Origin of the sequence: Massilia sp. LXY-6, assembly GCF_051233485.1 — a bacterium.
In the GTDB taxonomy this organism is placed as follows: domain Bacteria; phylum Pseudomonadota; class Gammaproteobacteria; order Burkholderiales; family Burkholderiaceae_D; genus Telluria.
Map to the genome: position 1 here is coordinate 1 of NZ_JBKFGF010000070.1, position 22,604 is coordinate 22,604.

The following is a 22,604-nucleotide window of genomic DNA, read 5'->3' on the forward strand; positions in this document are numbered from 1 at the left end:
AGCTTCCAGGATGCGCGGCTTCAGCTTGTCCTGGCAGTAGGCGCTGGCGGCATCGCGCACCATGCGCTCTTCGTCGTTCAGCTGCGCGTTCAGCAGCAGCGGGTCATCCCAATGGAATACGGCTTTTGTTTGGCTCATCGTCGTTCTCTTCGATCGTGAAAGTGGATTACATATTCGGATAATTCGGCCCGCCGCCGCCTTCCGGCGTGACCCACACGATGTTCTGGGTCGGATCCTTGATGTCGCAGGTCTTGCAGTGCACGCAGTTCTGGGCGTTGATCTGCAGCCGGTCGCGGCCTTCGTCCGTCTTGACGAACTCGTACACCCCGGCCGGGCAGTAGCGCTGTTCCGGACCGGCGTACTTGGCCAGGTTGACCTCGACCGGAATAGCCGGGTTCTTCAGGGTCAGGTGCACCGGCTGGTCTTCCGCGTGATTCGTGTTCGAGATGAACACCGAGGACAGGCGATCAAACGTCAGCTTGCCGTCCGGTTTCGGATACGCGATCGGCTTGAAGCTTGAGGCCGGGCGCAGGCATTCGTGGTCGGCATGCCGGTGGTGCAGGGTCCACGGCGCCTTGCCCTTGAACAGAATCTGGTCGATGCCGGTCATGAGCGTGCCCAAATATAAACCTTTGCTCATCCACGGCTTGAAGTTGCGCGCCACGTGCAATTCCTCGTGCAGCCAGGACTGCTCGAAAGCGGCCGGGTAGCTCACCAGTTCGTCGTGCTGGCGTCCTTCGCCGAGGGCCGCGAAGGCGGCGTCGGCGGCCAGCATGCCGGTCTTGATCGCCGCGTGGCTGCCCTTGATGCGGGACACGTTCAGGAAGCCGGCATCGTCGCCGACCAGGGCGCCGCCCGGGAACACGGTGTTGGGGAGCGACTGCAGGCCGCCGGCGGTGATCGCGCGCGCGCCATACGAAATCCGCTTGCCGCCTTCGAAGAAGTGGCGGATGTCCGGGTGGGTTTTATAGCGCTGGAATTCCTCGTACGGCGACAGATATGGGTTCTGTTAGGCCAGGCCGACCACGAAGCCGACCGCGACCTGGTTGTTCTCCAGGTGGTACAGGAAGGAGCCGCCGTAGGTGCTGGCGTCCAGCGGCCAGCCGGCGGTGTGGATCACCAGGCCCGGCTTGTGCTTGGCCGGGTCGATCTCCCACAGTTCCTTGATGCCGATGCCGTAGGTCTGCGGATCCTTGCCCTTGTCCAGGTCGTACCTGGCGATCAGCTGCTTGCCCAGGTGGCCGCGGCAGCCTTCGGCGAACAGCGTGTACTTGGCGTGCAACTCCATCCCTAACTGGAACGCGTCGGTCGGTTCGCCTTCGCGGTTCACGCCCATGTTGCCGGTGGCGACGCCTTTCACGGAGCCGTCGTCGTTAAACAGGATCTCGGCGGCGGGGAAGCCCGGAAAGATCTCGACGCCGAGCGCTTCCGCCTGCTGGCCCAGCCAGCGCACCACATTGCCCAGCGAAATCACGTAGTTGCCGTGGTTGGTCAGCGCCTTGGGCACCATGAAGTGCGGGGTGGCGTAGGATTTGGTCTCGGTCAGGAACAGCACGCGGTCTTCGGTAACGGCCGTGTTCAGCGGTGCGCCGAGTTCCTTCCAGTTCGGGAACAGTTCGTCCAGCGCGCGCGGGTCCATCACCGCGCCCGACAGGATGTGCGCGCCCAGCTCACCGCCTTTTTCGAGCACGCAGACCGAGACCTCGCGGCCCTGTTCCGAGGCCAGCTGCTTCAGCCGGATTGCGCTTGACAAGCCGGCCGGGCCGCCGCCGACGATGACGACGTCGTATTCCATCGCTTCGCGCGGACCGTATTGTTCGATCAAATTCATCGTCCGTTCTCCTTAGCGTGCGAAATACAGCTTGTGCAGGTGGTCGAGACTCACCTCGGCGGCCGGCTGGGACAGCACGACTTTGCCGCTTTGCATCAGGTAAACGTGATCGGCGACGCCGACTGCCCGTTGCGTATTCTGTTCGACCAGGACGATGGTACGCTTGTCCTGTTTGAGCCGTCCCAGGATGTCGAACAGTTCGTTGACCATCACCGGGGCCAGGCCGAGCGAAGGCTCGTCGATGATCAGCAGCTTGGGGTCGCTCATCAGGCCGCGTGCCATGGCCAGCATCTGGGCCTCGCCACCGGACAGCGATCCGGCCAGCTGCTTGCGGCGTTCGCGCAGGCGCGGGAACATCTGGTAGGACTTCTCGAGGTTACCCGGCGCGGCCGCGCGGTGGCGGGGGGCGAAGGCGCCCATCATCAGGTTTTCCTCGATCGTCATGTCGCGGAAGACCATGCGGCCTTCGGGAATCATCGCCATCGACGCCTCGGTCATCTTCCAGGTCGGAATGTCGCCCAGCGATTTTCCGTCCAGCGTGATCGTGCCCTGCGACACCGGGACCAGGCCCATCACCGCTCGCAGCAGGGTGGTCTTGCCGGCGCCATTCGGCCCGATGATCGTGGTCAGCTTGCCCGCCTCGATGTTCAGCGACAGGTCCCACAGCACGTTGATCGCGCCATAGCCCGCGCGCAGGTTGTTAATCTCAAGCATGGCGTGCTCCTCCAGTCGGTTCCGCATCCCCGCCGATATCGGCCCCGGTGTAACTCTTCACCACGGCTGGATTGCTGAACACGTCGGCCGGCTCGCCCTCGGCGATCAATTGACCGAAATTCAGCACGGCGACGCGTTGGCACAGCTTGCTGATGGTTTCGATGTCGTGCTCGATGATGAGGATGCCGAGCTTGAACTGCTGGTGCAGTTGCTTGAGCATGTTCATGAAGTGGCGCTTGGCCGTCGTTTCCAGGCCCGCCAGGACTTCGTCCAGCAGCAGCAGGCTGGGATTGGTGGCCAGCGCCTTGGCCACTTCCAGCGCCTTCAGCTCGGTCAGGGCCAGGCCGGTGGCGGCATCGCGGCCGGCCTTCGGCGCCAGTCCGGTGAAGTCCAGGATCTCGTCGATGCGCCGCTCGTCGATGGCGCCGGTGCCGAAGCGCTGCGCCACCATCAGGTTCTGGCGCACCGTCAGCTCGTGCATCGGTTGCGGGATCTGGAAAGTACGGCCGATTCCCATCCGTGCGCGCTGGTACATCGGCGCGCGCAACACGTCGCGGCCGTCGAACACGATGCGCCCGCCGGTGGGGCGGACGAGGCCCGAGACCGCGTTGAACAAGGTGGTCTTGCCGGCGCCGTTAGCCCCGACCAGGCCGACCACGTCGCCGCTGCCGACCGACAGCGAGACGTCGTTGACCGCGGTGAGACCGCCGAAGCGCACGGTGACGTTTTCAAGCTGCAGCATTTTTTTTCCTCATGAACTTGCGTACCAGCGGCAGCAGGCCGTCGGGGCTGGCGATGATCATCGCGACCAGCACCACGCCCAGCACCAGTTGGTGGCCTGTCGGGATGATGTTTTTGACGACCAGCTGGTCGATCAGGTAGACCACCACGGCACCGACCAGCGGGCCGGCAATGGTGCGATAGCCGCCGAAGATCGCCGCCACGATCGGGATCGTGACCCACAGTGCGCTGAAGGCGTAATCCGGCTCGAGGAAGTTGATGTAATGGGCATTGAAGGCGCCCACCACACCGCACATGAAGCTCGACACCAGCAGCATCATGGCCTTGAGCAGGGTATTGTTCACGCCCACGACCCGGGTCGCGTCGTCGCTGTCGTGCATCGCGCGCAGCGCCAGCCCGTGCGGACTGCGGCGGATCATCTCATACACCGCGGCGAATACGAGCACGATGCTCAGGATCACCAGGTAGTTGCCGACCCTGCTGCTGAAGTCGTAGCCGAACAGCGTCGGTAGACGCGGAATGCTCGAGATGCCGGCCGAACCGCCGGTGACCGAGGTCCATTCGTTGGCCAGGATGCGGAAGATATGCGCATACGCCAGGATCGCCAGCGCAAAATACGGTCCGCGCAGCCGCAGCACCGGCAGCATCAGGAGCGCGGAGACCATTGCGCCGGCGCCGCCGAGCAGCATCGCGGCGAATACCGGCACCCCATGCTGCATCGAGAAGATCGCCGAGGCATACGCGCCGACGCCGAAGAATGCCGCGTGGCCGAAGCTGACCATGCCGCCGAGGTTGCCCAGCAGGGCCCAGGACAGGGCGATGCCGCCGATGACCAGCGAGGCGATCACCAGGCTCATGATGTAGTTGTTGGCGCCGAAGACCAGCGGCACCACGACATACACCGCCAGCAGGGCGGCGATCAGCGCGGGGGCAGTGCGCTTTTGCTTGGTGGGCAAGGTATCGGGCTTCATCCGCGCCTCCGGGTTGCGCCGAACAGGCCGTTCGGCATGATGAACAGCACCAGCAGGAACAATCCCATGCCGGCCAGCTCTTGCAGCGCCGAGCTGGCCAGGGTCACGGTCAGCGCCTCGACGACGCCGAGCAGCACGGCGCCGATCAGGACGCCCGGGATCGAGCCGATGCCGGCCAGTACGGTAATGATGAAGGCCTTGACCGTCAACACGCCGCCGAAGGCAGGGGTAACGACGCCATAGCTGAACAGCGCGACGCCGGCAAAGGCGGCCATGATGCCGGCCACGATGAACGAGACCAGTTCGGTCAAGCCGGGATTAATCCCCATCAGCTTGGCAGCGTCGCGGTTGCTGGAGACGGCCCGCACCGCGCGGCCGTACCAGCTGCGCGAGAGCCACCACCAGATTCCGCCGATCAGCACCACGCTGACGCCGAAGAACAGCACTTCGCTGCGCATGCTGTACAGCGGACCGAGCACGAAGGCTTCCTGCATCCAGGGCGAACTGGTGGCGCGCACGTCCGCGCTCCAGATCAGCAGCACCAGGTTGGTCAGGATGACGCCCACGCCATAGGTCAGCGTCAGCGAGTTGATTTCGCGGTTGGTCTTGATGCGGCCGACCAGGAAATAGATGACGGCCGAGGTCAAGGTCACGATCACGACCGCCACCGGAATCGCCGCCAGCGGATTGGCGCCGAACTTGGTCTCCACGGTGTAGGCGATGTAGGCGGCCAGCAGTACCAGTTCGCCGTGCGCGAGGTTGATGATCTTCATGGCGCCGAATACCAGCGCCAGGCCGAGTGCGATCAGGGCATAGGACCCGCCCTGCAGCAAACCGGAATACACGGCTTGCATGATCAATTCAGACATGTATGCATCCCATTCAAATTCACCAGGGGGCGGAGCCGCCCCCGTCGACTATGCGCAAGCGCTTACCAAGGCACGCCCGGATAGACCGGCTTGCCGGTCGCGGCATCCTTCGGCCATACCAGCACGATCTGCTTGCCCTGGTGCTGCCCCATGCGCTGGGTGAAGTTCTTGTTGTCGCCTTTCGCGTCGAACTGCACGCGGCCGATCAGGGTCTGGCGATCGGTCTTGCGCATTTCCTCGGCCACGCCGTTCTTCTGCAGCGTGCCCTTGTCGGCGGCGCGCGCGATGGCTTCGAACAGCAGCATCGATTGCACGTAGCCGAACTGGCCGAGGTAGTCGGGTTCCTTGTTGAACAGCTTGCGGTAGGTATCGGCGAACAGCTTGCCGTCGGGGGTGTTGAACGCGACCGGGTAGGGCAGGACCGCGGTGCCGTAGACGTTCTGCATCAGGTCGGGGAAGTCCGACGCCATCTTCGGCGTCGCCAGCGACCACACGCCGGCGATGCCCTTGACGTTCGGCTTGAGCACGCGCGCGGCGCGCAGGATGCCGACGTAGTCGTTTTCGTAGCCGGACATGGCGATGAACTCGGAGCGGTCTTGCAGCTTGATCTTGTTGATGATCGGCTTGAAGTCGGTGATCGCCGGATCGAAGGCATGCATCGACACCTTGACGCCCTTCGCGGCCAGGGTCTTCTCGATGCCCGTCGCCAGGCTCTGGGTGGCTTCCTTGGTCGAATAGACGATCGATACCGACTTGACGTTCAGGTCGGAGATCAGGCCCACCAGCGCCTTCTGGTAGCCGGCCGAGTTATTAATACGGAAGAAGTTCTTGCGGCCGCTGTTGACCAGGCTGTCGTCGACGCCGCCGGAACTGACGTAGACCAGTCCCAGTTTGTCTGCCGCGTCCGAGGCCGGCGAAATGTTGTTCGAGCCATAGCCACCGGTCACAGCCAGGACCTTTTCGTTGGCCAGCTTTTCGACCGCCGCCACCGCCTTGGCCGGGGCCGACTCGTCGTCGACCGTGATGAGCTTGATCGTGTGCTTGCCATTGGTCTTGTTGAAGACCTCGGCGGCAACCCGGATGCCTTCCTCGGTGCCCATGCCGACCCGGGCCAACGGACCGGTCAGGGGAACTTCCACGCCGACCCGAAGTTCGTCTGCATGCGCCATGCCCATGCCTGCTGCCAGGGCCGCCATGGCCAGGGCGATCGTTTTTGCCTTGTTCATTGTCTCCACCTTTCTGATTTGCTTGCATGACCGCGTCCTGCCGGACCGGTCTCCCACCGGCGGGCTTGCACCCGCCGAAAATCGTGTATCAATCGATATGGCGCCCCATGTTGACTTCCACGTTGCGCACCAGTTGCACCAGCCGCGGCCCGAGGTCCTCCACCAGGCGCTCGCGCGGCAGCAGGAAGGCCGGGCCGCCGCAGTTGAATGCCATCGTCTTGGCGGAGTCGGCGTAGACCAGGGGTACGCCGACTGCGCTGATGTTCGCGTCCCAGATACCCGACGACAGGCAGAAGCCGCGGTCCTGGTAGTCCTTGAAACCTTGTTCGATGTCGGCCTTGATCCTCGGCCAGTTCACTTCCGTCTGCAGGCGGATGTGGTCCATCAGGAAGTCGCGTTCGCCCTGGGCCAGTCCGCACAGGTAAGCCTTGCCCATTGCGGTGGTGGCCAGCGGGATGCGCGAGCCCGCCTCGCGCCGCAGCGTGACGGCCGCGCTGCCGCGGCAGGCTTCCACGTACACCATGTTCAGCCGGTCGCGAATGCCGATCGCGACGCTGCACTGCGCGTACTCGGCCAGTTGCTGCATGCCCGCGTGGGCCAGCTTGCGCACGTCGAGGTTGGCCAGCAGGGTATGGCCGAGGGCCAGCACCCCGGCGCCGAGCTGGTAGCGCCCCTGGTCGGGCGAATAGTTCAGGTAACCGAGGCGGGTCAGGGTATAGGTCAGGCGCGAGATCGTCGGCTTGGGCATGCCGGTGCGCTTGGCCATCTCGCTGTTGGATAGCGCCGCTTCGCCGGGGCGGAAACAGCGCAGTATCTCCAGTCCGCGCGCCAGCGCCGTCACGAACTGGCGGTCCTTGGTGCTGTCGTCATCGTCGAATGACCGGATGTCTTCGTCCATCTTGCTTGTCTCCGCTTCATCTGTTTGCCTGGCATCTTCGTCCTGGTCGAGTCGGATACTCACATATGCGAAAGATGAGTGTCAATAGTTTTGTGAAATGACGGTTCGCATAGCGAAATTATCGGCCGCTACGCCTGGATTCGCAAAACCTGGCATAACCCGCATCGCGGGCCGTTCATTCGGCGCCACAGGAGCGGTAAATACGGAAAACAAGACCATTTACACTGGCGATAAAAATAAGGTATCGTTGACTTGGAATCGTATTTCAAAACAGAGTTTCGCACAGCGAAATAACCCTAAGGAGACAGCATCCATGAATTCCGGCGCATCCACTGCGGTCGTCAAGCGCGAGCAGCGCGGCGACATCCTTCTGGTAAGCATCGATAACCCCCCGGTCAATGCGCTCGGCGTCGCCGTGCGCAGCGGCCTGCTGGCGGCGATCGAGGCGGCCGATGCGGACCCCGCGGTGGCGGCGGTCGTGCTGGTCGGCGCCGGCCGCGCCTTCATCGGCGGCGCCGACATCCGCGAATTCGGCAAGCCACCGATGGCGCCGGCGCTGCCGGACGTCTGCAACCGCATCGAAGCTTGCGGCAAGCCCGTGGTGGCCGCGATCCACGGTCCGGCGCTCGGCGGCGGCCTCGAAGTGGCACTCGCGGCCCACTACCGGCTGGCGCTGCCGGCGGCCAGGATGGGCCTGCCGGAAGTCCAGCTCGGCCTGCTGCCGGGCGCCGGCGGCACCCAGCGCACGCCGCGCCTGATCGGGGCACAGGCCGCACTCGACCTGATGCTCAGCGGCCGCCACGTGGACGCCGCCGAAGCACTGGCGCTGGGCCTGGTCGACCGCGTCGGCGACGGCGATCCGGTGGAGCAGGGCCTGGCCTATGCCAGGGAGCTGGTGGCGGCCGGCGCGCCGGTGCGCCTCACCCGCGACGCCGCCGCGCTCGCCGACCGCGAAGCGCAAGGCGCCGCCATCGAGGCGGCGCGCCTCGACACCGCGAAGAAGTCGCGCGGCCTGTTTTCGCCGGCGAAGATCGTCGATGCGGTGCAGGGCGCGCTCGACCTGCCGTTCGCGGAAGGCCTCGCGCTCGAGCGCAAGCTGTTCCTGGAATGCCTGGACAGCCCGCAGCGTGCCGGGCTGGTGCACGCTTTCTTCGCCGAGCGCGAAGCGGCCAAGTCGCCCGAGACCCAGTCCAGCCGTCCGCGCGCGATCGACAGCGTGGGCGTGGTCGGCGGCGGCACCATGGGCGCCGGGATCGCGGTCGCGGTGCTGGATGCCGGCCTGCCGGTGACCATGATCGAACGCGACGAGGCCTCGCTGGCGCGCGGCCGCGCGAACGTGGAAAAAGTCTACGCCGGCCTGGTGGCCAAGCAGCGCATGACGGCGGACGCCAAGGATGCCGTGATGGCCCGCTGGCACGGCAGCACCTCCTACGATGCGCTGGCCGAGGTGGACCTGGTGATCGAGGCCGTGTTCGAGGACATGGACGTCAAGAAGGCCGTGTTTGCGGAACTGGACCGCGTCTGCAAGCCCGGCGCGGTGCTGGCCACGAATACTTCCTACCTCGACATCGACGAACTGGCGGCCGCCATCTCGCGTCCGCAGGATGTGATCGGCCTGCACTTCTTCTCGCCGGCGAACATCATGAAGCTGCTGGAGATCGTGGTGCCGGCCAAGGTCGCGCCCGACGTGGTGGCCACCGCCTTCGAACTGGCCAAAAAGCTGCGCAAGACCCCGGTGCGCGCCGGCGTGTGCGACGGCTTCATCGGCAACCGCATCCTCGCGGTGTACCGCCAGGCGGCCGACTACATGATGGAAGACGGCGCCTCGCCCTACCAGATCGACAAGGCGGTGCGCGGGTTCGGCTACCCGATCGGCCCCTACCAGATGTCCGACCTGGCCGGCGGCGATATCGGCTGGGCCACCCGCAAGCGCCGTGCCGCCACCCGCGACCCGCGCGCGCGCTACGTGCAGATCGCCGACCGCCTGTGCGAGCGCGGCTGGTTCGGCCAGAAGACCGGGCGCGGCTACTACCTGTATCCGGACGGCGCCCGCGCCGGCACGCCCGATCCGGAAGTCGAGGCGATCGTCGCCGCCGAGCGCGAGCGCGCCGGCATCGCGCCGCGCAGCTTCACCGACGAAGAAATCATGCGCCGCTACATGGCCGCGATGGTCAACGAAGGCGCCAACGTGGTGCACCAGAAGATCGCGTTGCGTCCGCTCGACGTCGACGTGACCTTCGTGCACGGCTACGGTTTTCCGCGCTATCGCGGCGGACCGATGAAGTACGCCGACATGGTCGGCCTGCCGAAGATCCTGGCCGACATCCGCGCATTCGCGCAGGAAGACCCATTGTTCTGGAAGCCTTCGCCGCTGCTGGTCGAACTGGTCGAGCGCGGCGCCGATTTCGCCAGCCTGAACAAGATCGGCTGAGCCGAGCACCGAACCGCACAACCGGGCGCACCAACCGACAACATATCTGGAGACATACACCATGCGCGAAGCCGTCATCGTATCAACCGCCCGCACCCCGCTGACCAAGGCGCACCGCGGCGAATTCAACATCACCCCGGGCGCCGCCCTGGCCGCCTTCGCGGTGCGCGCCGCGGTCGAGCGCGCGGGCATCGACCCGGCCACGATCGAGGATGCGATCCTCGGCTGTGGCTACCCGGAAGGGACCACCGGCCGCAATATCGCGCGCCAGACCGTGATCCGCGCCGGCCTGCCGATCAGCATCGCCGGCACCACGGTCAACCGCTTCTGTGCTTCCGGCCTGCAGGCGATCGCGATGGCCGCCGGACGCATCGTGCTCGACGGCGCGCCGTCGATGATCGCCGGCGGTGTCGAGAGCATCTCGCACATCCGCACCCGCGAGAGCGGCGATTCGGGCATCGATCCCTGGCTGCTGGAGAACAAGCCGGAACTCTACCTGCCGATGATCGACACCGCCGACATCGTTGCCGCGCGCTACGGCATTTCCCGCGAAGCCCAGGACCGCTTCTCGGCCGAGAGCCAGCGCAAGACCGAGGAAGCGCAGCTCGCCGGCCGTTACCGTGACGAGATCGTCGCCTGCACCACCACGATGGCGGTGACCGACAAGGAAACCGGCGCGGTGTCGCAGCGCGAGGTGACGATCGACCAGGATACCTGCAACCGCCGCGGCACCACCTACGAAGGACTGGCCAAGCTGCAGCCGGTGATGGGGGCGGACAAGTTCATCACTGCCGGCAACGCCTCGCAACTGTCGGATGGCGCGTCGGCCTGCGTGATGATGGAAGCGAAGCAGGCCGAGCGCGCCGGCATCACGCCGCTCGGCGCTTTCCGCGGCCTGGCGGTGGCCGGCTGCGAACCGGACGAGATGGGCATCGGGCCGGTATTCGCGGTACCCAAGCTGCTCGAGCGCCACGGCCTGACGGTCGACGACATCAACCTGTGGGAGCTGAACGAAGCCTTTGCTTCGCAGGCGATCTATTGCCAGCAGCGTCTCGGCATTCCGGACGAACGCCTGAACGTCAACGGCGGCGCCATCTCGATCGGCCACCCGTTCGGCATGACCGGCGCCCGGCTGGCCGGGCACGTGCTGTTGGAGGGCAAGCGGCGCGGTGCGAAATATGCCGTGGTGACGATGTGCATCGCGGGCGGCATGGGCGCGGCCGGCTTGTTCGAGATTTACTGAGGAAGAACATGGACCTGAATTTCACCCCCGAAGAAGAACGATTCCGCGACGAAGTGCGCGCCTTCCTGGCAGAGAAGCTGCCCAGCCGCCTGTCGGACAAGGTCGCCAACGGCAAGCACCTGAGCAAGGACGACATGCAGGAATGGCACGCCATCCTGAACCGGCGCGGCTGGCTGGCCAACCACTGGCCGCGCGAATACGGCGGGCCGGGCTGGACCGCGGTCGAGAAATTCATCTTCGAGAACGAGTGCGCGCTGGCGAACGCGCCGCGGATCGTCCCCTTCGGCGTCAACATGCTGGGGCCGGTGCTGATCAAGTACGGCGACGAGGCGCAGAAGCGCTACTGGCTGCCGCGCATCCTCGACGGTTCCGACTGGTGGTGCCAGGGCTATTCGGAGCCGGGCGCCGGCTCCGACCTGGCGGCGGTCAAGACCACCGCCGTGCGCGGCACCGACGACCAGGGCGAGCACTACATCGTCAACGGCCAGAAGACCTGGACCACGCTCGGCCAGCACGCCAACATGATCTTCTGCCTGGTGCGTACCGACCGCGAAGCCAAGAAACAGGAAGGCATCAGCTTCCTGCTGGTCGACATGGACTCGCCCGGCGTCGAAGTGCGCCCGATCATCACGCTCGACGGCGAGCACGAGGTCAACGAGGTGTTCTTCACCGACGTCCGGGTGCCGGCGGAAAACCTGGTGGGCGCGGAAAACAGGGGCTGGACCTGCGCCAAGTACCTGTTGACCTACGAGCGCACCAACATCGCCGGGGTCGGCTTCTCGGTCGCGGCGCTCGAGCGCCTCAAGCGCATCGCCGCGCAGCAGACGCGCAATGGCCGTCCGCTGGCCGAGGACCCGGCGTTCGCGGCGCGCCTCGCGCGGGTCGAGATCGACCTGGAGAACATGAAGACCACCAACCTGCGCGTGATCGCGGCGGTGGCCGGCGGCGGCGTCCCGGGTGCGGAAAGCTCGATGCTGAAGATCCGCGGCACCGAGATCCGCCAGGAGATCCTGTCGCTCACGCGCCGCGCGATGGGCGTGCATGCGCGCCCGTTCACGCAGGAGATGCTGGACGCCGGCTTCGACGGCCCGCGCTTCGGGCCCGACTTCGCGGCGGCGGCCACGGCGCAGTATTTCAACAACCGCAAGCTGTCGATCTTCGGCGGTTCCAACGAGATCCAGAAAAACATCATCTCGAAGATGATCCTCGGACTGTAAGGGCAAGACATGAACTTCGAACACACTGAAGAACGGCGCATGCTGGCGGACAGCCTGAACCGCTTTATCGCCGAACAGTACGGCTTCGAGACGCGCGACCGCATCGCCGCGTCCAGCCAGGGATATTCCAGCGAGATGTGGGCGCAGTTCGCCGAGCTGGGCGTGATCGGCGCCCTGCTGCGCGAGGAGGACGGCGGCTTCGGCGGCTCGGGCTTCGATATCGCCGTGGTCTTCGAGGCCCTCGGCCGCGGCCTGGTGATCGAGCCCTTCCTCGGCAGTGCGGTGCTGGCCGCCGAGGCCATCGCCGCCGCCGGCAGCGGCGCCCAGAAGGCGCGGCTCGCCGACATCGCGGACGGCAGCCTGATCGCCGGCTTCGCGCATGACGAGCCGGAGACGCACTACGAGCCGGCGCGCGTGCGGACCCAGGCCACGCGCAGCGGCGACGGCTGGATCGTCAACGGCACCAAATCGGTGGTGGTTCAGGGCGAAGCGGCCGGCCTGTTCGTGGTCTCGGCGCGCACCGCGGGCGCCATCGACGACGAGGCCGGGATCTCGCTGTTCCTGGTACCCCACGACGCCGAGGGACTGGACGTGCGCGGCACCCCGACCATCGACGGCGGCCGCGTGGCCGAGCTGCGCTTCACCGACGTCAAGCTCGACGCCGGCGCGCTGCTGGGCGTGGAAGGGGGCGGCTTTGCCGTGCTGGAGCGCGCCACGGGGCGCGGCGTGCTGGCGCTATGCGCGGAGTCTCTCGGCGCGATGGAAGCGGCCAAGGAGGCCACGCTCGACTACCTCCGCACCCGCAAGCAGTTCGGCGCGCCGATCGGCAGCTTCCAGGCGCTGCAGCATCGCATGGCCGACCTGCTGCTCGAGATCGAGCAGGCGCGCTCGGCGGTGATCAACGCCGCCGCGGCGCTGGACCTGGACCGCATCCCGCGCGAGCGTGCGCTGTCCGCCGCCAAGATGAGCATTGGCCGCATCGGCACCAAGGTGGCCGAAGAATGCATCCAGCTGCATGGCGGCATCGGCATGACCTGGGAGCTGCCGCTGGCGCACTACGCCAAGCGCCTGGTGATGATCGATCACCAGCTCGGCGATGAGGACCATCACCTGGAGCGCTATATCGCCCTCGGCCGGCAGCGCGCGGCATGAGCGGCGCACTGCAGGTGCGCAGCGCGGGCGCCGTGCGCATCCTGGTCAACAGCAATCCCGCGGCACGCAATGCGATCACGCCGCGGCTGTACGACGAATTGCCGGCGGCGCTGGAGGAGGCGGCGCGCGACCCGGCGGTCGGCGCCATCGTGCTGGTCGGCGACGGCGGCTTCTTCTGCTCCGGCGGCGACCTGCGCCAGCTGGCCACGCGCCATGCGTTGCCGCTCGATGAGCGGCGCGCCAGGATCGAACGGCTGCACGGGCTGGTGCGCGCGATCCGCGATTGCCCCAAGCCGGTGATCGCGGCGGTCGAAGGCGGCGCGGCCGGCGCCGGGATGTCGCTGGCGCTGGCATGCGATATGCTAGTAGCCGCGCGCGACGCGTTGTTCTCGATGGCCTACGTGAAAGTGGGCCTGACGCCGGATGGCGGCGCCACCGCCTTCCTGGCGCAATGCATGTCGCGCCAAGTGATGACGGAGCTGTGCCTGAGCGGGGAGCGCATCACGGCCGAGCGCCTGCATGCGCTGGGTGCGGTCAACCGGCTGGCCGCGCCGGGACAGGCGCTCGACACGGCGCTGGCGCTGGCGGCGGCCTTTGCCGGCGGGCCGTCGGCTGCGATGGCGCGCATCAAGCGCTTGTGCGACCAGGCCCATGGCGCCAGCCTCGACGACCAGCTCGACCTGGAAGCGCGCCTGATGGCGGAATCGCAGGGCGACCCGGAGGCCGCCGAAGGGATCGCCGCGTTTTTCGATAAACGCGCGCCGGATTTTGCCGCATTGCGTGCGGCGTCACCACAAGAATAGCTTGCCAGGCGCTGCGCGCCTGCTCGAACCGGAGACGATTTTGACGATGAATACTGCTTTGCCTTTGGCTGGGGTGCGGGTGCTGGACCTGTCGCGCGTGCTGGCCGGACCATGGTGTGCGATGGTGCTCGGCGACCTCGGCGCCGAAGTGATCAAGGTCGAGCACCCCGAACGGGGCGACGACACGCGCGACTGGGGCATGCGCATCGGTTCCACCGAAACCGCGTACTTCAACAGCGTCAACCGCAACAAACGCTCGGTGTGCCTGGACCTGAAGACGCCGGAAGGGCAGGAACTCGCCCGCGAACTGGTGAAGAAGAGCGATGTCGTGATCCAGAACTTCAAGTTCGGCGATATCGAGAAGCTCGGCCTCGGCTACGAGGACATGAGCCGCGACCAGCCCGGGCTGATCTATTGCTCGATCACCGGCTACGACCGCACCGGGCCGGAAGCGGCCCGTCCCGGCTATGACCTGGTGATCCAGGGCGAAACCGGGCTGATGGCCCTGAACGGCGAGCCGACCCAGCCGCCGCTCAAGTTCGGCGTCGCCGCGGTCGACATGATGACCGGCATGTATGCGGCCCAGGGCGTGCTGGCTGCCCTGTACCAGCGCGAAAAGACCGGCAAGGGCCGGCATGTCGGCATGGCGCTGTTCGATTGCGGCCTGATGATCACGGCGTATTATGGCCTCGAAGCCCTACTGCGCGGCAACGACCCGCCGCGCTTCGGCAACGGCCATCCGTCGATCATGCCATATGGCGTGTACGAGGCGGCGGACGGCCCGCTGGTGGTCGCGGTCGGCAACAACAGCCAGTACCTGCGCTTCTGTACCGACGTGATCGACCGTCCCGACCTCGCCCATGACGAGCGTTTCAAGACCAATATCACGCGCACCGTGCACCGCGACGCGCTGATGCCCGAGATCCGGCGTGAACTGGCGTGCCGCAAGCGCGCCGACCTGCTCGAGCGCATGACTGCGGCCGGCATTCCTTGCGGCGAAGTCGCGGGCCTGCACGAAGCGCTGACCTCGCGCCGCGCCAGCGACGGCGGCCTGGTCAAGACGATGCCGCATGCGGAGGTGGGCAGCGTCAAGGTGTTGGCTTCTCCCTACCGTTTCGACGGCGAACGGCTGCCCGTGCGCAGCGCACCGCCGGCGCTGGGCGAAGGCACCGGCGAAGTGCTGCGGGATCTGCTGGGGCTGTCCGAGGACAGGCTGGCACTGCTGAAGGAGCGCGGCGTACTCTGAACGACAGGCGAAGTCGTGCGGCACCGGGCGCGGAAAAATCGCCTACAATGATTAGGTTCCACGCGTGACCCGGGGATGCCTCCCCGGCGCCATTCGCCTGTTTTCGAGGAGGGCGCGATGAATATCCTGTCATTGGCGGCAACAGCCGCTACCCTTGCGACGTTGACGGCCTGCAGCACGCCGGCCTCCGCCGCGCCGCGGGCCGACCTGCTCGGCATGGCGGCGCCGCCTTCCGCCGCCACCCAGACCGTTGCCATCACCCCGGCCACGCGCTGGGTCAACGTCACCAGCGGCGACACCGTGCGCTTCGTCGTCGACGGCCGCGAATTCGCCTGGAACTTCAGCGTTGGCCCGACCGTGGCGGTGTTCGACCTGAACCGGGTGGCGCCGCCCGGCCTGCTCGGCCGCGCACTGCCGGTGTACGTCGATCCCGATCCGTATTACAGCATCGGCGCGGACTGGCGCATCCCGGCACACTAGCGGGCGCGCCGGCTTCCTGCGGGTTCAGGCGCGCGTGCGCGCGCCCGACAGATCGCTGATGCGCTCCCACTGCGCGGCGACGTCGTCGGCGCTGGCGTCCATGCCCAGCTCGACCCAGGGACTTTCCATCACCGCCGCGACGCTGAAGCGCCCGCCGGCAGCCTGCAGGATGACGCCGTTCGGCGCGCCTTCGCTGCACAGGTAGATCACGCCGGCCGCGACTTTCTCGGGACCGAGTCCGCTCAACTGCTCCTGCGGCAGCAGGCCGGCGGTCATGCGCGTCGCCGCCACCGGCGAAATGCTGTTGACCCGGATGTTGCGCCGCTCGCCCTCGAGCCTGAGGGTATTCATCAGGCCGGCCAGCCCCATCTTGGCGGCGCCATAGTTGGCCTGGCCGAAGTTGCCGTACAGGCCGGAAGGCGAGGTCGTCATCACGATGCGCCCATATTCCTGCGCGGCCATGATCGGCCACACCGCCTTGGTGCAGTTGAAGGCGCCCATCAGGTGCACATCGATCACGGCCTGGGCGTCGTCCAGCTCCATCTTCTGGAAGCTCTTGTCGCGCAGGATGCCGGCGTTGTTGATCAGGATATCGATGCGGCCGTACGCGTCCATCGCCTGTGCCGCCATCGCCGCCACGGCGCCGCGGTCGGTGACGCTGGCGTCGTTGGCGATCGCATCGAAGCCCTGGGCGCGGATCTCCGCCACCACCGATTGCGCCGCCGAGCCCGCGCCGCTGCCGTCGACCGCGCCGCCCAGGTCATTCACCACGACCCGCGCACCGCGCCGCGCCAGCTCGAGCGCATAAGCGCGTCCAAGGCCGCCGCCGGCGCCGGTCACCAGTGCGACTTTTCCTGCGAAACTGATCATCGTTTTTCCTTTTCGTGGTTTCGGTATGTCGTCCGGGGAAATACTAGCATAGGCCGGAGTATAATTTTCGTCCATGGACCAGCCCGTTGATGCCAGCCGGATGACGCAGCGCTACGCCAGGAAGCGCGAAGCGATCCTGGACGCGGCCGCGCGGCTGTTCAACGCGCGCGGCGTGAAGGGCGTGACCCTGTCCGATGTCGCCGCCGAGGTAGGACTCAGCACCAACAGCATCACCTACTACTACAGGAAGAAGGAAGACCTGGTCGTCGCCTCCCTGCTGCGTTCGATCGACACCGTGAACGGCATCATCGCCAGCGCGCTCGAGGCAGCGGGGGCCGAGGCGCGGGTGCGTGCCTTCACCGCGCTGTTCCTGGAGCGCCTGGCGCGCACCCGCCTGGGACAGGCCGGCGAGGTCATGGGCTTTCGCGATGTACACGTGCTGGGCGACCCGCATGCCGAGGTGGTCTTCGCCGCCTATGTGGAGCTGTTCCGCCGCTGCCGCCGCCTGCTCGGCAGCGCGCAAGGCGCGGGCCGCGTCCCGCTCAACGCCCGTACCCACCTGCTGCTGACCCTGGCCCTTGGCGCCATGTCCTGGAGTACGCGCTACGCTCCGGAGGACGCCGGACGCATGGCGGGACGCATGAGCGATATCCTGATCCACGGTATCGGATCGAGCCGCTCCGCGTGGAATATCCCGGCGCCGCCGGCCTTGCCCGGCGTGCCGCCCGACAGCCCGCAAGACGCCTTCCTGCGCGCGGCAACGGCCCTGATCAACGAGCAGGGCTACCGCGGCGCGTCGGTCGAGCGCATCTCGGCGCGCCTGAACGTCACCAAGGGCGCGTTCTACCATCACCTGTCGGGCAAGGAGGAGCTGATCTCCGCCTGCTTCGAACGGAAGTTCACGGCGGTGCGCCAACTGCAGGCGATCGCCCTGGCCGGCCCCGGCTCCGGCTGGGACAAGCTGTGCGCCTTGGCGTGCGCGCTGGTGCGGTATCACTTTTCGCCGCAGGGGCCGCTGCTGCGCACCTCGGCCTGGAGCGAGCTGCCGGATGCCTTGCGCGACGCCAAGCTGATCACCGCCGCCCAGCTCGACCAGCGCTTCGTCAGCCTGCTGGTCGACGGCATGCAGGACGGCTCGATTCGCCCGCTGGACCAGGCTCTCGCCGGCGCCCTCGTCGCCGATATGGTCAATGCGGCGGTCCTGCTCGACCGCTGGGTCCTGGACATCAATGCGGACAATGCGATCGAGCTGTTCGTGCAGCCCCTGTTCACCGGCTTGCTGCCCGCCGCCGGGCTCCCGAAATTTTCGCAAGACGGCTATTGACCAGCCGTGCTCCGGCGCGCTATAAGTCAGGGACTGGCTGTTCGATTTCCCATTTTAGAAACTAGCGTATGTCCTGCGCCGCGCTGTGCCGGTGACAGGACGCGCGGACAAAAGGAGATAGCGATGTCATTGTTCGACCTCGGCGGCAAGGTCGCCGTCATCACCGGTTCCTCGCGCGGTATCGGCCGGGCGATTGCCCTGCGGATGGCAGAGCAGGGAGCCAGGGTAGTGATCTCCTCGCGCAAGGCGCAGGCCTGCGAGGAAGTGGCGGCCGGGATCAACGCGGCGCATGGCGAAGGAACGGCGATCGCCGTGCCGGCGAATATCTCGTCGAAGGAAGAGCTGCGCCAGCTGATCGAGGCCGCCAACCGGGCTTTCGGGAAGATCGACATCCTGGTCTGCAACGCCGCGTCGAATCCCTACTACGGCCCGATGTCCGGCATCGAGGACGAGCAGTTCCGCAAGATCCTCGACAACAACGTGATCGCCAACCACTGGCTGATCCAGATGGTGGTGCCGCAGATGGTCGAGCGGCGCGACGGTGCCATCGTCATCGTCTCCTCGATCGGCGGCCTGCGCGGATCGCCGGTGATCGGCGCCTACAACGTCTCGAAGGCGGCCGACATGCAGCTGGCGCGCAACCTCGCAGTCGAATACGGCCCGCACAACGTGCGCGTGAACTGCATCGCGCCCGGCCTGATCAAGACCGATTTCGCGCGTGCGCTGTGGGAGGATCCCGAGCGCCTGAAGCAGGTGAACACGATGGCGCCGCTGCGCCGCATCGGCGAACCCGACGAGATCGCCGGCACCGCCGTGTTCCTGGCCTCGCAGGCCGGCAGTTTCGTCACCGGCCAGACCATCGTGGTCGATGGCGGCGTGACGATCTGAGGGCGCGCCATGGACGAATGCATGGACCAGCTGCACGCATTTCGCCAGGAGACGCGCGCCTGGCTCGAACAGAATTGTCCGTCCGCGATGCGCAGCGCGCCGTCCGGCGACGACGACATCTGCTGGGGCGGGCGCAAGCTGCGTTTCCAGTCGGAGGCGCAGCGCGTATGGCTCGAGCGGATGGGGGCGAAAGGCTGGACCGTTCCGGAGTGGCCGGCCGAATACGGCGGCGGTGGATTGTCGCGCGCGCAGGCCAAGGTGCTGCGTGAGGAAATGCAGGCGCTGGGCTGCCGCGCGCCGCTGCAAAGCTTCGGCATCTGGATGCTGGGCCCGGCCCTGCTGAAGTACGGCAGCGAGGAACAGAAGCGCCGCCACCTGCCGCCGATCGCGCGCGGCGAGATCCGCTGGTGCCAGGGGTATTCCGAACCGGATGCGGGATCGGACCTGGCTTCGCTGCGGACCCGCGCCGACGACCATGGCGACCACTTCATCGTGAACGGCCAGAAGGTGTGGACTTCCTACGCCGACAAGGCCGACTGGATCTTCTGCCTGGTGCGCACCGATCCCGAGGCCAGCAAGCACAAGGGCATCAGCTTTGTCCTGTTCGACATGGAGACGCCGGGCGTGTCGACCCGGCCGATTACCCTCATCTCGGGCAGGTCGCCGTTCTGCGAAACCTTCTTCGACGATGTGCGGGTCGAGAAATCGAACCTGGTGGGCGAACTGCATGGCGGCTGGACGATCGCCAAGTACCTGCTCACGCACGAGCGCGACATGATCGGGGCGATGGGGGAACGCGCCAGTCCCCCCGCGCTCGGCAGCTTCGCCGCCGCCGCGCTGGGCCTGGACCAGGCGGGCAAGCTGGACGAACCGGTGCTGCGCGGCGACATCGCACGCTTCGAGATCGACGAACTGGCGTTTCGCCTGACGCTCGAGCGCACCGGCGAGCTGGCGCGCCAGGGCAGGGTGCACCCGGCGTTTTCCTCGGTGCTCAAGTACTACGGCGCGGAATTGAACAAGCGCCGCTACGAATTGCTGATGGCCTCCAGCGGCAGCGACGGCCTGGAATGGGAGGGCGAGCGCAGCCGCGAGGGTGAGCTGGCGCGCACCTGGCTGCGCAGCAAAGCCAATTCGATCGAGGGCGGCACCAGCGAGGTCCAGCTGAACGTGATCGCCAAGCGCATCCTCGGCTTGCCGGGCGCATGATCTACTGACTGGGAGCGAAGCATGACACTCGTACTGAACCAGGAACAGCAGATGCTGCGCGACAGTGCGCTGCAGTTCCTCCAAGAGAAGGCGCCGGTGGCGCAACTGCGCGCACTGCGCGACAGCCGGGACGGCAACGGTTATTCGCGCACGCTGTGGCGCGCTTTCGCCGACATGGGCTTTACCGGGGTGCTGGTCCCGGAAGCCTACGGCGGACTGGGTCTCGGCCAGACCGAAGCGGGCGCGATCATGGAAGCGATCGGGCGCACCCTGTGCGCGGTTCCCTTCCTGTCGAGCGCAGTGCTCGGCGCCACGCTGCTGGCGCGGCATGGCAGCGAGGCCCACAAGGCGCGCTACTTGCCGCCGCTCGCGCGCGGCGAGCAGCTCATTGCACTGGCGGTCGACGAAGGCGCGCGCCACCGGCCGCAGCGCCAGCGCCAGCGCATGCGCGCGCGCCGCGACGGCGACGGCTACCGGCTGAACGGCGCCAAGGCCTTCGTGGTCGACGGCCACGTGGCCGATACCCTGGTCGTGGCGGCACGCAGCGGCCAGGACGAGGACAGCCTTGACGGCATCACCCTGTTCCTGGTCGACGCCAAGGCCCAGGGGCTAGGGCGCGAACGCACCGTGACGGTCGATGCCCACAACGCTGCCCGCCTCGTGTTCGAGGACGTGCGGGTCGAAGCGGATGCGGTGATCGGCACGCCGGGCGGCGGCTGGCCGATCCTCGACGGCCTGCTCGATGTCGGCCGCGCCGCGCTCGCCGCCGAACTGCTGGGGATGGCCGACGAGGTCTTCGAGCGCACCCAAGGCTACCTGAAGGAGCGCCGCCAGTTCGGCCGCATCATCGGCGAGTTCCAGGCGCTGCAGCACCGCGCCGCCGAGCTCTATTGCGAGATCGAGGTCACGCGCGCGCTGGTGCTGGCGGCCCAGCAGGCGCTCGACCGCGACCCGGCGGATGCGGCCGGCGCGGCGGCGCTGGTCTCCGCAGCCAAGGCGCGCGCCGGCGCCGGCGCCACCCGCGCGGCGCAGGAGGGCGTGCAGATGCATGGCGGGATCGGCATGACCGATGAATTCGAGGTCGGCTTCTTCATGAAGCGGGCGCGGGTGGCGGAGGAACTGCTGGGCGATGCACGCTTTCACGCCGATCGCTGGGCGCGCCTGAGCGGGTACTGAAGCGGCGACTGCTGCCGGAGCACCCAACAACCCGCCGTCGATGGCGGGTTGTTGGGTGCCGCGCCCGGCTTGGCGCTTACTGGGCCGCGTTCTTGGCGCGCAGGAACTGCCCCTTCAATTTGCCGTTCTCGACCGTCGCGACGATGGTATTGGCGATCGTGCCGCCCTTGCTGTCGAGGCCTTCGATGTCGTTCGGATTGTATTCCTTCGGCAGCGTGCGGAAGGCCTTGTCCATCTGGGCGCGGATGGCGACGGCGTCGGTGGTCGTGCCGGCCAGCTTCATGGCGGCGACGGCGGCGTGCACCGCCGAATAGTTCAGGCTGATTTCGCTGCTCGGGTCCTTGCCCGGATTGAGCTTGTGAAAGCGCGCCGTGAAGGCGACCGCTTCGGGGCGCTCGTCACCGGAGACCGGCATCACGCCGACCGCGCCTTCCAGCGCGGCATAGCCGCCGGTGACCTTGGCCATCTCGTCGAGCTTGGCCTGGTCGAGCACGATGAAGCCGCCCTTGAAGCCCAGTTCGCGCGCCTGCTTGGCCACCAGCCCGGTCGGCTCGGAAGCGCCGCCGATGAACAGCACGTCCGGCTTGGCCTGGGTCACGCGGCTCACGCCGCTGTAGAAGTCCGCGGCCTTGTTGTACGACATCGGGTTTTCGGCGACCACCTTGCCGCCCGCGGCTTCCCAGGCCGGCTTGAAGGAGGCCGACCAGGCCTTGCCGTAGTCGTGGTCGCCCTGTGCCATGGCCACGTTCTTGCCGTACCTGGCCATCACGGTCTTGATGAAGGAAGGGATGTAGGTAGTGTAGTCGGGCGGGATACGGACCGTCAGCTTGTTGCCGCGCTCGGTCACTTGCGGCAGGCTGGTATAGGCCAGCAGCAGCACCTTGGATTTTTCATTGAAGGCCTGGGTCGCGAACACGCCGCCCGAGTGCGGCACCAGCACCGTCGCAGTCTGGTACTGCTGCACCAGGCGCTGCACGTTGATGCCGGTCTCGCTCGGATTGTACTTGTCGTCCAGGGCGACGATCTCGACCTTGTAGCGCTTGCCGCCGATCTCGAGCGGCTTGGCGTTGATCTCGGCGGCGGCCATCTGCATCCCGCTCAGGACGTTCTTGCCGTACAGCGCGGCGCCGCCGCTCAGCGGACCGGAAAAGCCGATCTTGATGGTGTCCTGGGCATGGACGCCGGCGCTGGCGAAGGCGAGCGCGGTGGCGGCGGCCAGCAGGGGCAGGCGGAAAGGCCGGGTGGTGCGGGTCGAACGGTTCATGCTGTCTCCTGGTGTTTACTGGTCGTTGTGTGAAACCTTGGGGTGAAACGGGGC

The 22,604-nt window shown here is 66.8% G+C and carries 19 protein-coding genes and 2 pseudogenes; 11 read left to right on the forward strand and 10 right to left on the reverse strand.

What is annotated here, in order from left to right:
* The 8 genes and pseudogenes from ACI48D_RS24160 to ACI48D_RS24195 all read right to left on the reverse strand — a co-directional run.
* A pseudogene (locus ACI48D_RS24160) lies at positions 1 to 138 on the reverse strand (acyl-CoA dehydrogenase); the annotation flags it as partial.
* A gap of 28 nt (positions 139 to 166) precedes the next feature.
* Positions 167 to 1,795 (reverse strand): annotated as a pseudogene (locus ACI48D_RS24165) (electron transfer flavoprotein-ubiquinone oxidoreductase).
* Between the two features lie 48 nt (positions 1,796 to 1,843).
* Positions 1,844 to 2,545, reverse strand: a complete 702-nt coding sequence (locus tag ACI48D_RS24170; protein WP_435573788.1) for an ABC transporter ATP-binding protein — start codon at positions 2,543 to 2,545, stop codon at positions 1,844 to 1,846.
* Positions 2,538 to 3,287 carry an ABC transporter ATP-binding protein gene (locus ACI48D_RS24175; RefSeq protein ID WP_435573789.1) on the reverse strand — a complete coding sequence of 250 codons (750 nt, stop codon included), beginning with the start codon at positions 3,285 to 3,287 and terminating at the stop codon, positions 2,538 to 2,540. Before ACI48D_RS24175 ends, ACI48D_RS24170 begins: the two co-directional genes overlap by 8 nt.
* Complete coding sequence (locus ACI48D_RS24180; RefSeq protein WP_435573790.1) at positions 3,274 to 4,257, reverse strand: branched-chain amino acid ABC transporter permease; 984 nt, start codon at positions 4,255 to 4,257, stop codon at positions 3,274 to 3,276. Before ACI48D_RS24180 ends, ACI48D_RS24175 begins: the two co-directional genes overlap by 14 nt.
* Entirely contained in the window at positions 4,254 to 5,126 is an 873-nt protein-coding gene (locus ACI48D_RS24185) for a branched-chain amino acid ABC transporter permease (protein ID WP_435573791.1), read from the reverse strand. Before ACI48D_RS24185 ends, ACI48D_RS24180 begins: the two co-directional genes overlap by 4 nt.
* Positions 5,127 to 5,188: 62 nt before the next feature.
* Positions 5,189 to 6,352 (reverse strand): ABC transporter substrate-binding protein, encoded by a 1,164-nt coding sequence (locus ACI48D_RS24190; RefSeq protein ID WP_435573792.1) that lies wholly within the window; start codon positions 6,350 to 6,352, stop codon positions 5,189 to 5,191.
* A gap of 88 nt (positions 6,353 to 6,440) precedes the next feature.
* Positions 6,441 to 7,250: an IclR family transcriptional regulator gene (locus ACI48D_RS24195; RefSeq protein ID WP_435573793.1), complete on the reverse strand. Its 810-nt coding sequence runs from the start codon at positions 7,248 to 7,250 to the stop codon at positions 6,441 to 6,443.
* 313 nt (positions 7,251 to 7,563) lie between these two features.
* Here ACI48D_RS24195 and ACI48D_RS24200 point away from each other — a divergent pair, with 313 nt between their 5' ends.
* The 7 genes from ACI48D_RS24200 to ACI48D_RS24230 all read left to right on the forward strand — a co-directional run bounded on the left by ACI48D_RS24200 (position 7,564) and on the right by ACI48D_RS24230 (position 15,822).
* Positions 7,564 to 9,681 carry a 3-hydroxyacyl-CoA dehydrogenase NAD-binding domain-containing protein gene (locus ACI48D_RS24200; RefSeq protein ID WP_435573794.1) on the forward strand — a complete coding sequence of 706 codons (2,118 nt, stop codon included), beginning with the start codon at positions 7,564 to 7,566 and terminating at the stop codon, positions 9,679 to 9,681.
* Positions 9,682 to 9,742: 61 nt separating this feature from the next.
* The gene (locus ACI48D_RS24205; RefSeq protein ID WP_435573795.1) at positions 9,743 to 10,924 is read left to right on the forward strand and encodes an acetyl-CoA C-acyltransferase; all 1,182 of its coding nucleotides are present in this window, start codon (positions 9,743 to 9,745) and stop codon (positions 10,922 to 10,924) included.
* Positions 10,925 to 10,932: 8 nt separating this feature from the next.
* Positions 10,933 to 12,141, forward strand: coding sequence for an acyl-CoA dehydrogenase family protein (locus ACI48D_RS24210; RefSeq protein WP_435573796.1), 1,209 nt, complete (start codon positions 10,933 to 10,935; stop codon positions 12,139 to 12,141).
* Positions 12,142 to 12,150: 9 nt separating this feature from the next.
* Positions 12,151 to 13,293 carry an acyl-CoA dehydrogenase family protein gene (locus ACI48D_RS24215; RefSeq protein ID WP_435573797.1) on the forward strand — a complete coding sequence of 381 codons (1,143 nt, stop codon included), beginning with the start codon at positions 12,151 to 12,153 and terminating at the stop codon, positions 13,291 to 13,293.
* Positions 13,290 to 14,096, forward strand: a complete 807-nt coding sequence (locus ACI48D_RS24220) for an oxepin-CoA hydrolase, alternative type (protein ID WP_435573798.1) — start codon at positions 13,290 to 13,292, stop codon at positions 14,094 to 14,096. The genes ACI48D_RS24215 and ACI48D_RS24220 overlap by 4 nt, the downstream gene beginning before the upstream one ends.
* A 46-nt stretch (positions 14,097 to 14,142) precedes the next feature.
* The gene (locus ACI48D_RS24225) at positions 14,143 to 15,342 is read left to right on the forward strand and encodes a CaiB/BaiF CoA transferase family protein (protein WP_435573799.1); all 1,200 of its coding nucleotides are present in this window, start codon (positions 14,143 to 14,145) and stop codon (positions 15,340 to 15,342) included.
* A 117-nt stretch (positions 15,343 to 15,459) separates the two neighbouring features.
* Positions 15,460 to 15,822, forward strand: coding sequence for a CzcE family metal-binding protein (locus ACI48D_RS24230; RefSeq protein ID WP_435573800.1), 363 nt, complete (start codon positions 15,460 to 15,462; stop codon positions 15,820 to 15,822).
* A 24-nt stretch (positions 15,823 to 15,846) separates the two neighbouring features.
* On the opposite strand, the gene ACI48D_RS24235 is transcribed toward ACI48D_RS24230, so the two are convergent.
* Positions 15,847 to 16,692 carry an SDR family NAD(P)-dependent oxidoreductase gene (locus ACI48D_RS24235; protein ID WP_435573801.1) on the reverse strand — a complete coding sequence of 282 codons (846 nt, stop codon included), beginning with the start codon at positions 16,690 to 16,692 and terminating at the stop codon, positions 15,847 to 15,849.
* Positions 16,693 to 16,765: 73 nt separating this feature from the next.
* Between ACI48D_RS24235 and ACI48D_RS24240 the strand changes: the two genes are divergently transcribed.
* The 4 genes from ACI48D_RS24240 to ACI48D_RS24255 all read left to right on the forward strand — a co-directional run bounded on the left by ACI48D_RS24240 (position 16,766) and on the right by ACI48D_RS24255 (position 21,286).
* The gene (locus tag ACI48D_RS24240) at positions 16,766 to 18,016 is read left to right on the forward strand and encodes a TetR/AcrR family transcriptional regulator (protein WP_435573802.1); all 1,251 of its coding nucleotides are present in this window, start codon (positions 16,766 to 16,768) and stop codon (positions 18,014 to 18,016) included.
* A 123-nt stretch (positions 18,017 to 18,139) separates the two neighbouring features.
* On the forward strand, positions 18,140 to 18,904 hold the full coding sequence (locus tag ACI48D_RS24245) for an SDR family NAD(P)-dependent oxidoreductase (protein ID WP_435573803.1): 765 nt from the start codon (positions 18,140 to 18,142) through the stop codon (positions 18,902 to 18,904).
* A 21-nt stretch (positions 18,905 to 18,925) separates the two neighbouring features.
* A complete protein-coding gene (locus tag ACI48D_RS24250; RefSeq protein WP_435573804.1) occupies positions 18,926 to 20,110 on the forward strand; it encodes an acyl-CoA dehydrogenase family protein in 1,185 nt (394 codons plus the stop codon).
* Between the two features lie 21 nt (positions 20,111 to 20,131).
* Positions 20,132 to 21,286 (forward strand): acyl-CoA dehydrogenase family protein, encoded by a 1,155-nt coding sequence (locus ACI48D_RS24255; RefSeq protein WP_435573805.1) that lies wholly within the window; start codon positions 20,132 to 20,134, stop codon positions 21,284 to 21,286.
* Between the two features lie 76 nt (positions 21,287 to 21,362).
* Here the strand turns inward: ACI48D_RS24255 and ACI48D_RS24260 are convergent, their stop codons facing one another.
* Positions 21,363 to 22,550 (reverse strand): ABC transporter substrate-binding protein, encoded by a 1,188-nt coding sequence (locus ACI48D_RS24260; protein ID WP_435573806.1) that lies wholly within the window; start codon positions 22,548 to 22,550, stop codon positions 21,363 to 21,365.
* Positions 22,551 to 22,604 lie beyond the last annotated feature (54 nt).

Bases quoted from the DNA above. Each gene is read 5' to 3' on its own strand.
- ACI48D_RS24170 (WP_435573788.1), bottom strand. From the start codon at position 2,545: ATGCTTGAGATTAACAACCTGCGCGCGGGCTATGGCGCGATCAACGTG.
- ACI48D_RS24175 (WP_435573789.1), bottom strand. From the start codon at position 3,287: ATGCTGCAGCTTGAAAACGTCACCGTGCGCTTCGGCGGTCTCACCGCG.
- ACI48D_RS24180 (WP_435573790.1), bottom strand. From the start codon at position 4,257: ATGAAGCCCGATACCTTGCCCACCAAGCAAAAGCGCACTGCCCCCGCG.
- ACI48D_RS24185 (WP_435573791.1), bottom strand. From the start codon at position 5,126: ATGTCTGAATTGATCATGCAAGCCGTGTATTCCGGTTTGCTGCAGGGC.
- ACI48D_RS24190 (WP_435573792.1), bottom strand. From the start codon at position 6,352: ATGAACAAGGCAAAAACGATCGCCCTGGCCATGGCGGCCCTGGCAGCA.
- ACI48D_RS24195 (WP_435573793.1), bottom strand. From the start codon at position 7,250: ATGGACGAAGACATCCGGTCATTCGACGATGACGACAGCACCAAGGAC.
- ACI48D_RS24200 (WP_435573794.1), top strand. From the start codon at position 7,564: ATGAATTCCGGCGCATCCACTGCGGTCGTCAAGCGCGAGCAGCGCGGC.
- ACI48D_RS24205 (WP_435573795.1), top strand. From the start codon at position 9,743: ATGCGCGAAGCCGTCATCGTATCAACCGCCCGCACCCCGCTGACCAAG.
- ACI48D_RS24210 (WP_435573796.1), top strand. From the start codon at position 10,933: ATGGACCTGAATTTCACCCCCGAAGAAGAACGATTCCGCGACGAAGTG.
- ACI48D_RS24215 (WP_435573797.1), top strand. From the start codon at position 12,151: ATGAACTTCGAACACACTGAAGAACGGCGCATGCTGGCGGACAGCCTG.
- ACI48D_RS24220 (WP_435573798.1), top strand. From the start codon at position 13,290: ATGAGCGGCGCACTGCAGGTGCGCAGCGCGGGCGCCGTGCGCATCCTG.
- ACI48D_RS24225 (WP_435573799.1), top strand. From the start codon at position 14,143: ATGAATACTGCTTTGCCTTTGGCTGGGGTGCGGGTGCTGGACCTGTCG.
- ACI48D_RS24230 (WP_435573800.1), top strand. From the start codon at position 15,460: ATGAATATCCTGTCATTGGCGGCAACAGCCGCTACCCTTGCGACGTTG.
- ACI48D_RS24235 (WP_435573801.1), bottom strand. From the start codon at position 16,692: ATGATCAGTTTCGCAGGAAAAGTCGCACTGGTGACCGGCGCCGGCGGC.
- ACI48D_RS24240 (WP_435573802.1), top strand. From the start codon at position 16,766: ATGGACCAGCCCGTTGATGCCAGCCGGATGACGCAGCGCTACGCCAGG.
- ACI48D_RS24245 (WP_435573803.1), top strand. From the start codon at position 18,140: ATGTCATTGTTCGACCTCGGCGGCAAGGTCGCCGTCATCACCGGTTCC.
- ACI48D_RS24250 (WP_435573804.1), top strand. From the start codon at position 18,926: ATGGACCAGCTGCACGCATTTCGCCAGGAGACGCGCGCCTGGCTCGAA.
- ACI48D_RS24255 (WP_435573805.1), top strand. From the start codon at position 20,132: ATGACACTCGTACTGAACCAGGAACAGCAGATGCTGCGCGACAGTGCG.
- ACI48D_RS24260 (WP_435573806.1), bottom strand. From the start codon at position 22,550: ATGAACCGTTCGACCCGCACCACCCGGCCTTTCCGCCTGCCCCTGCTG.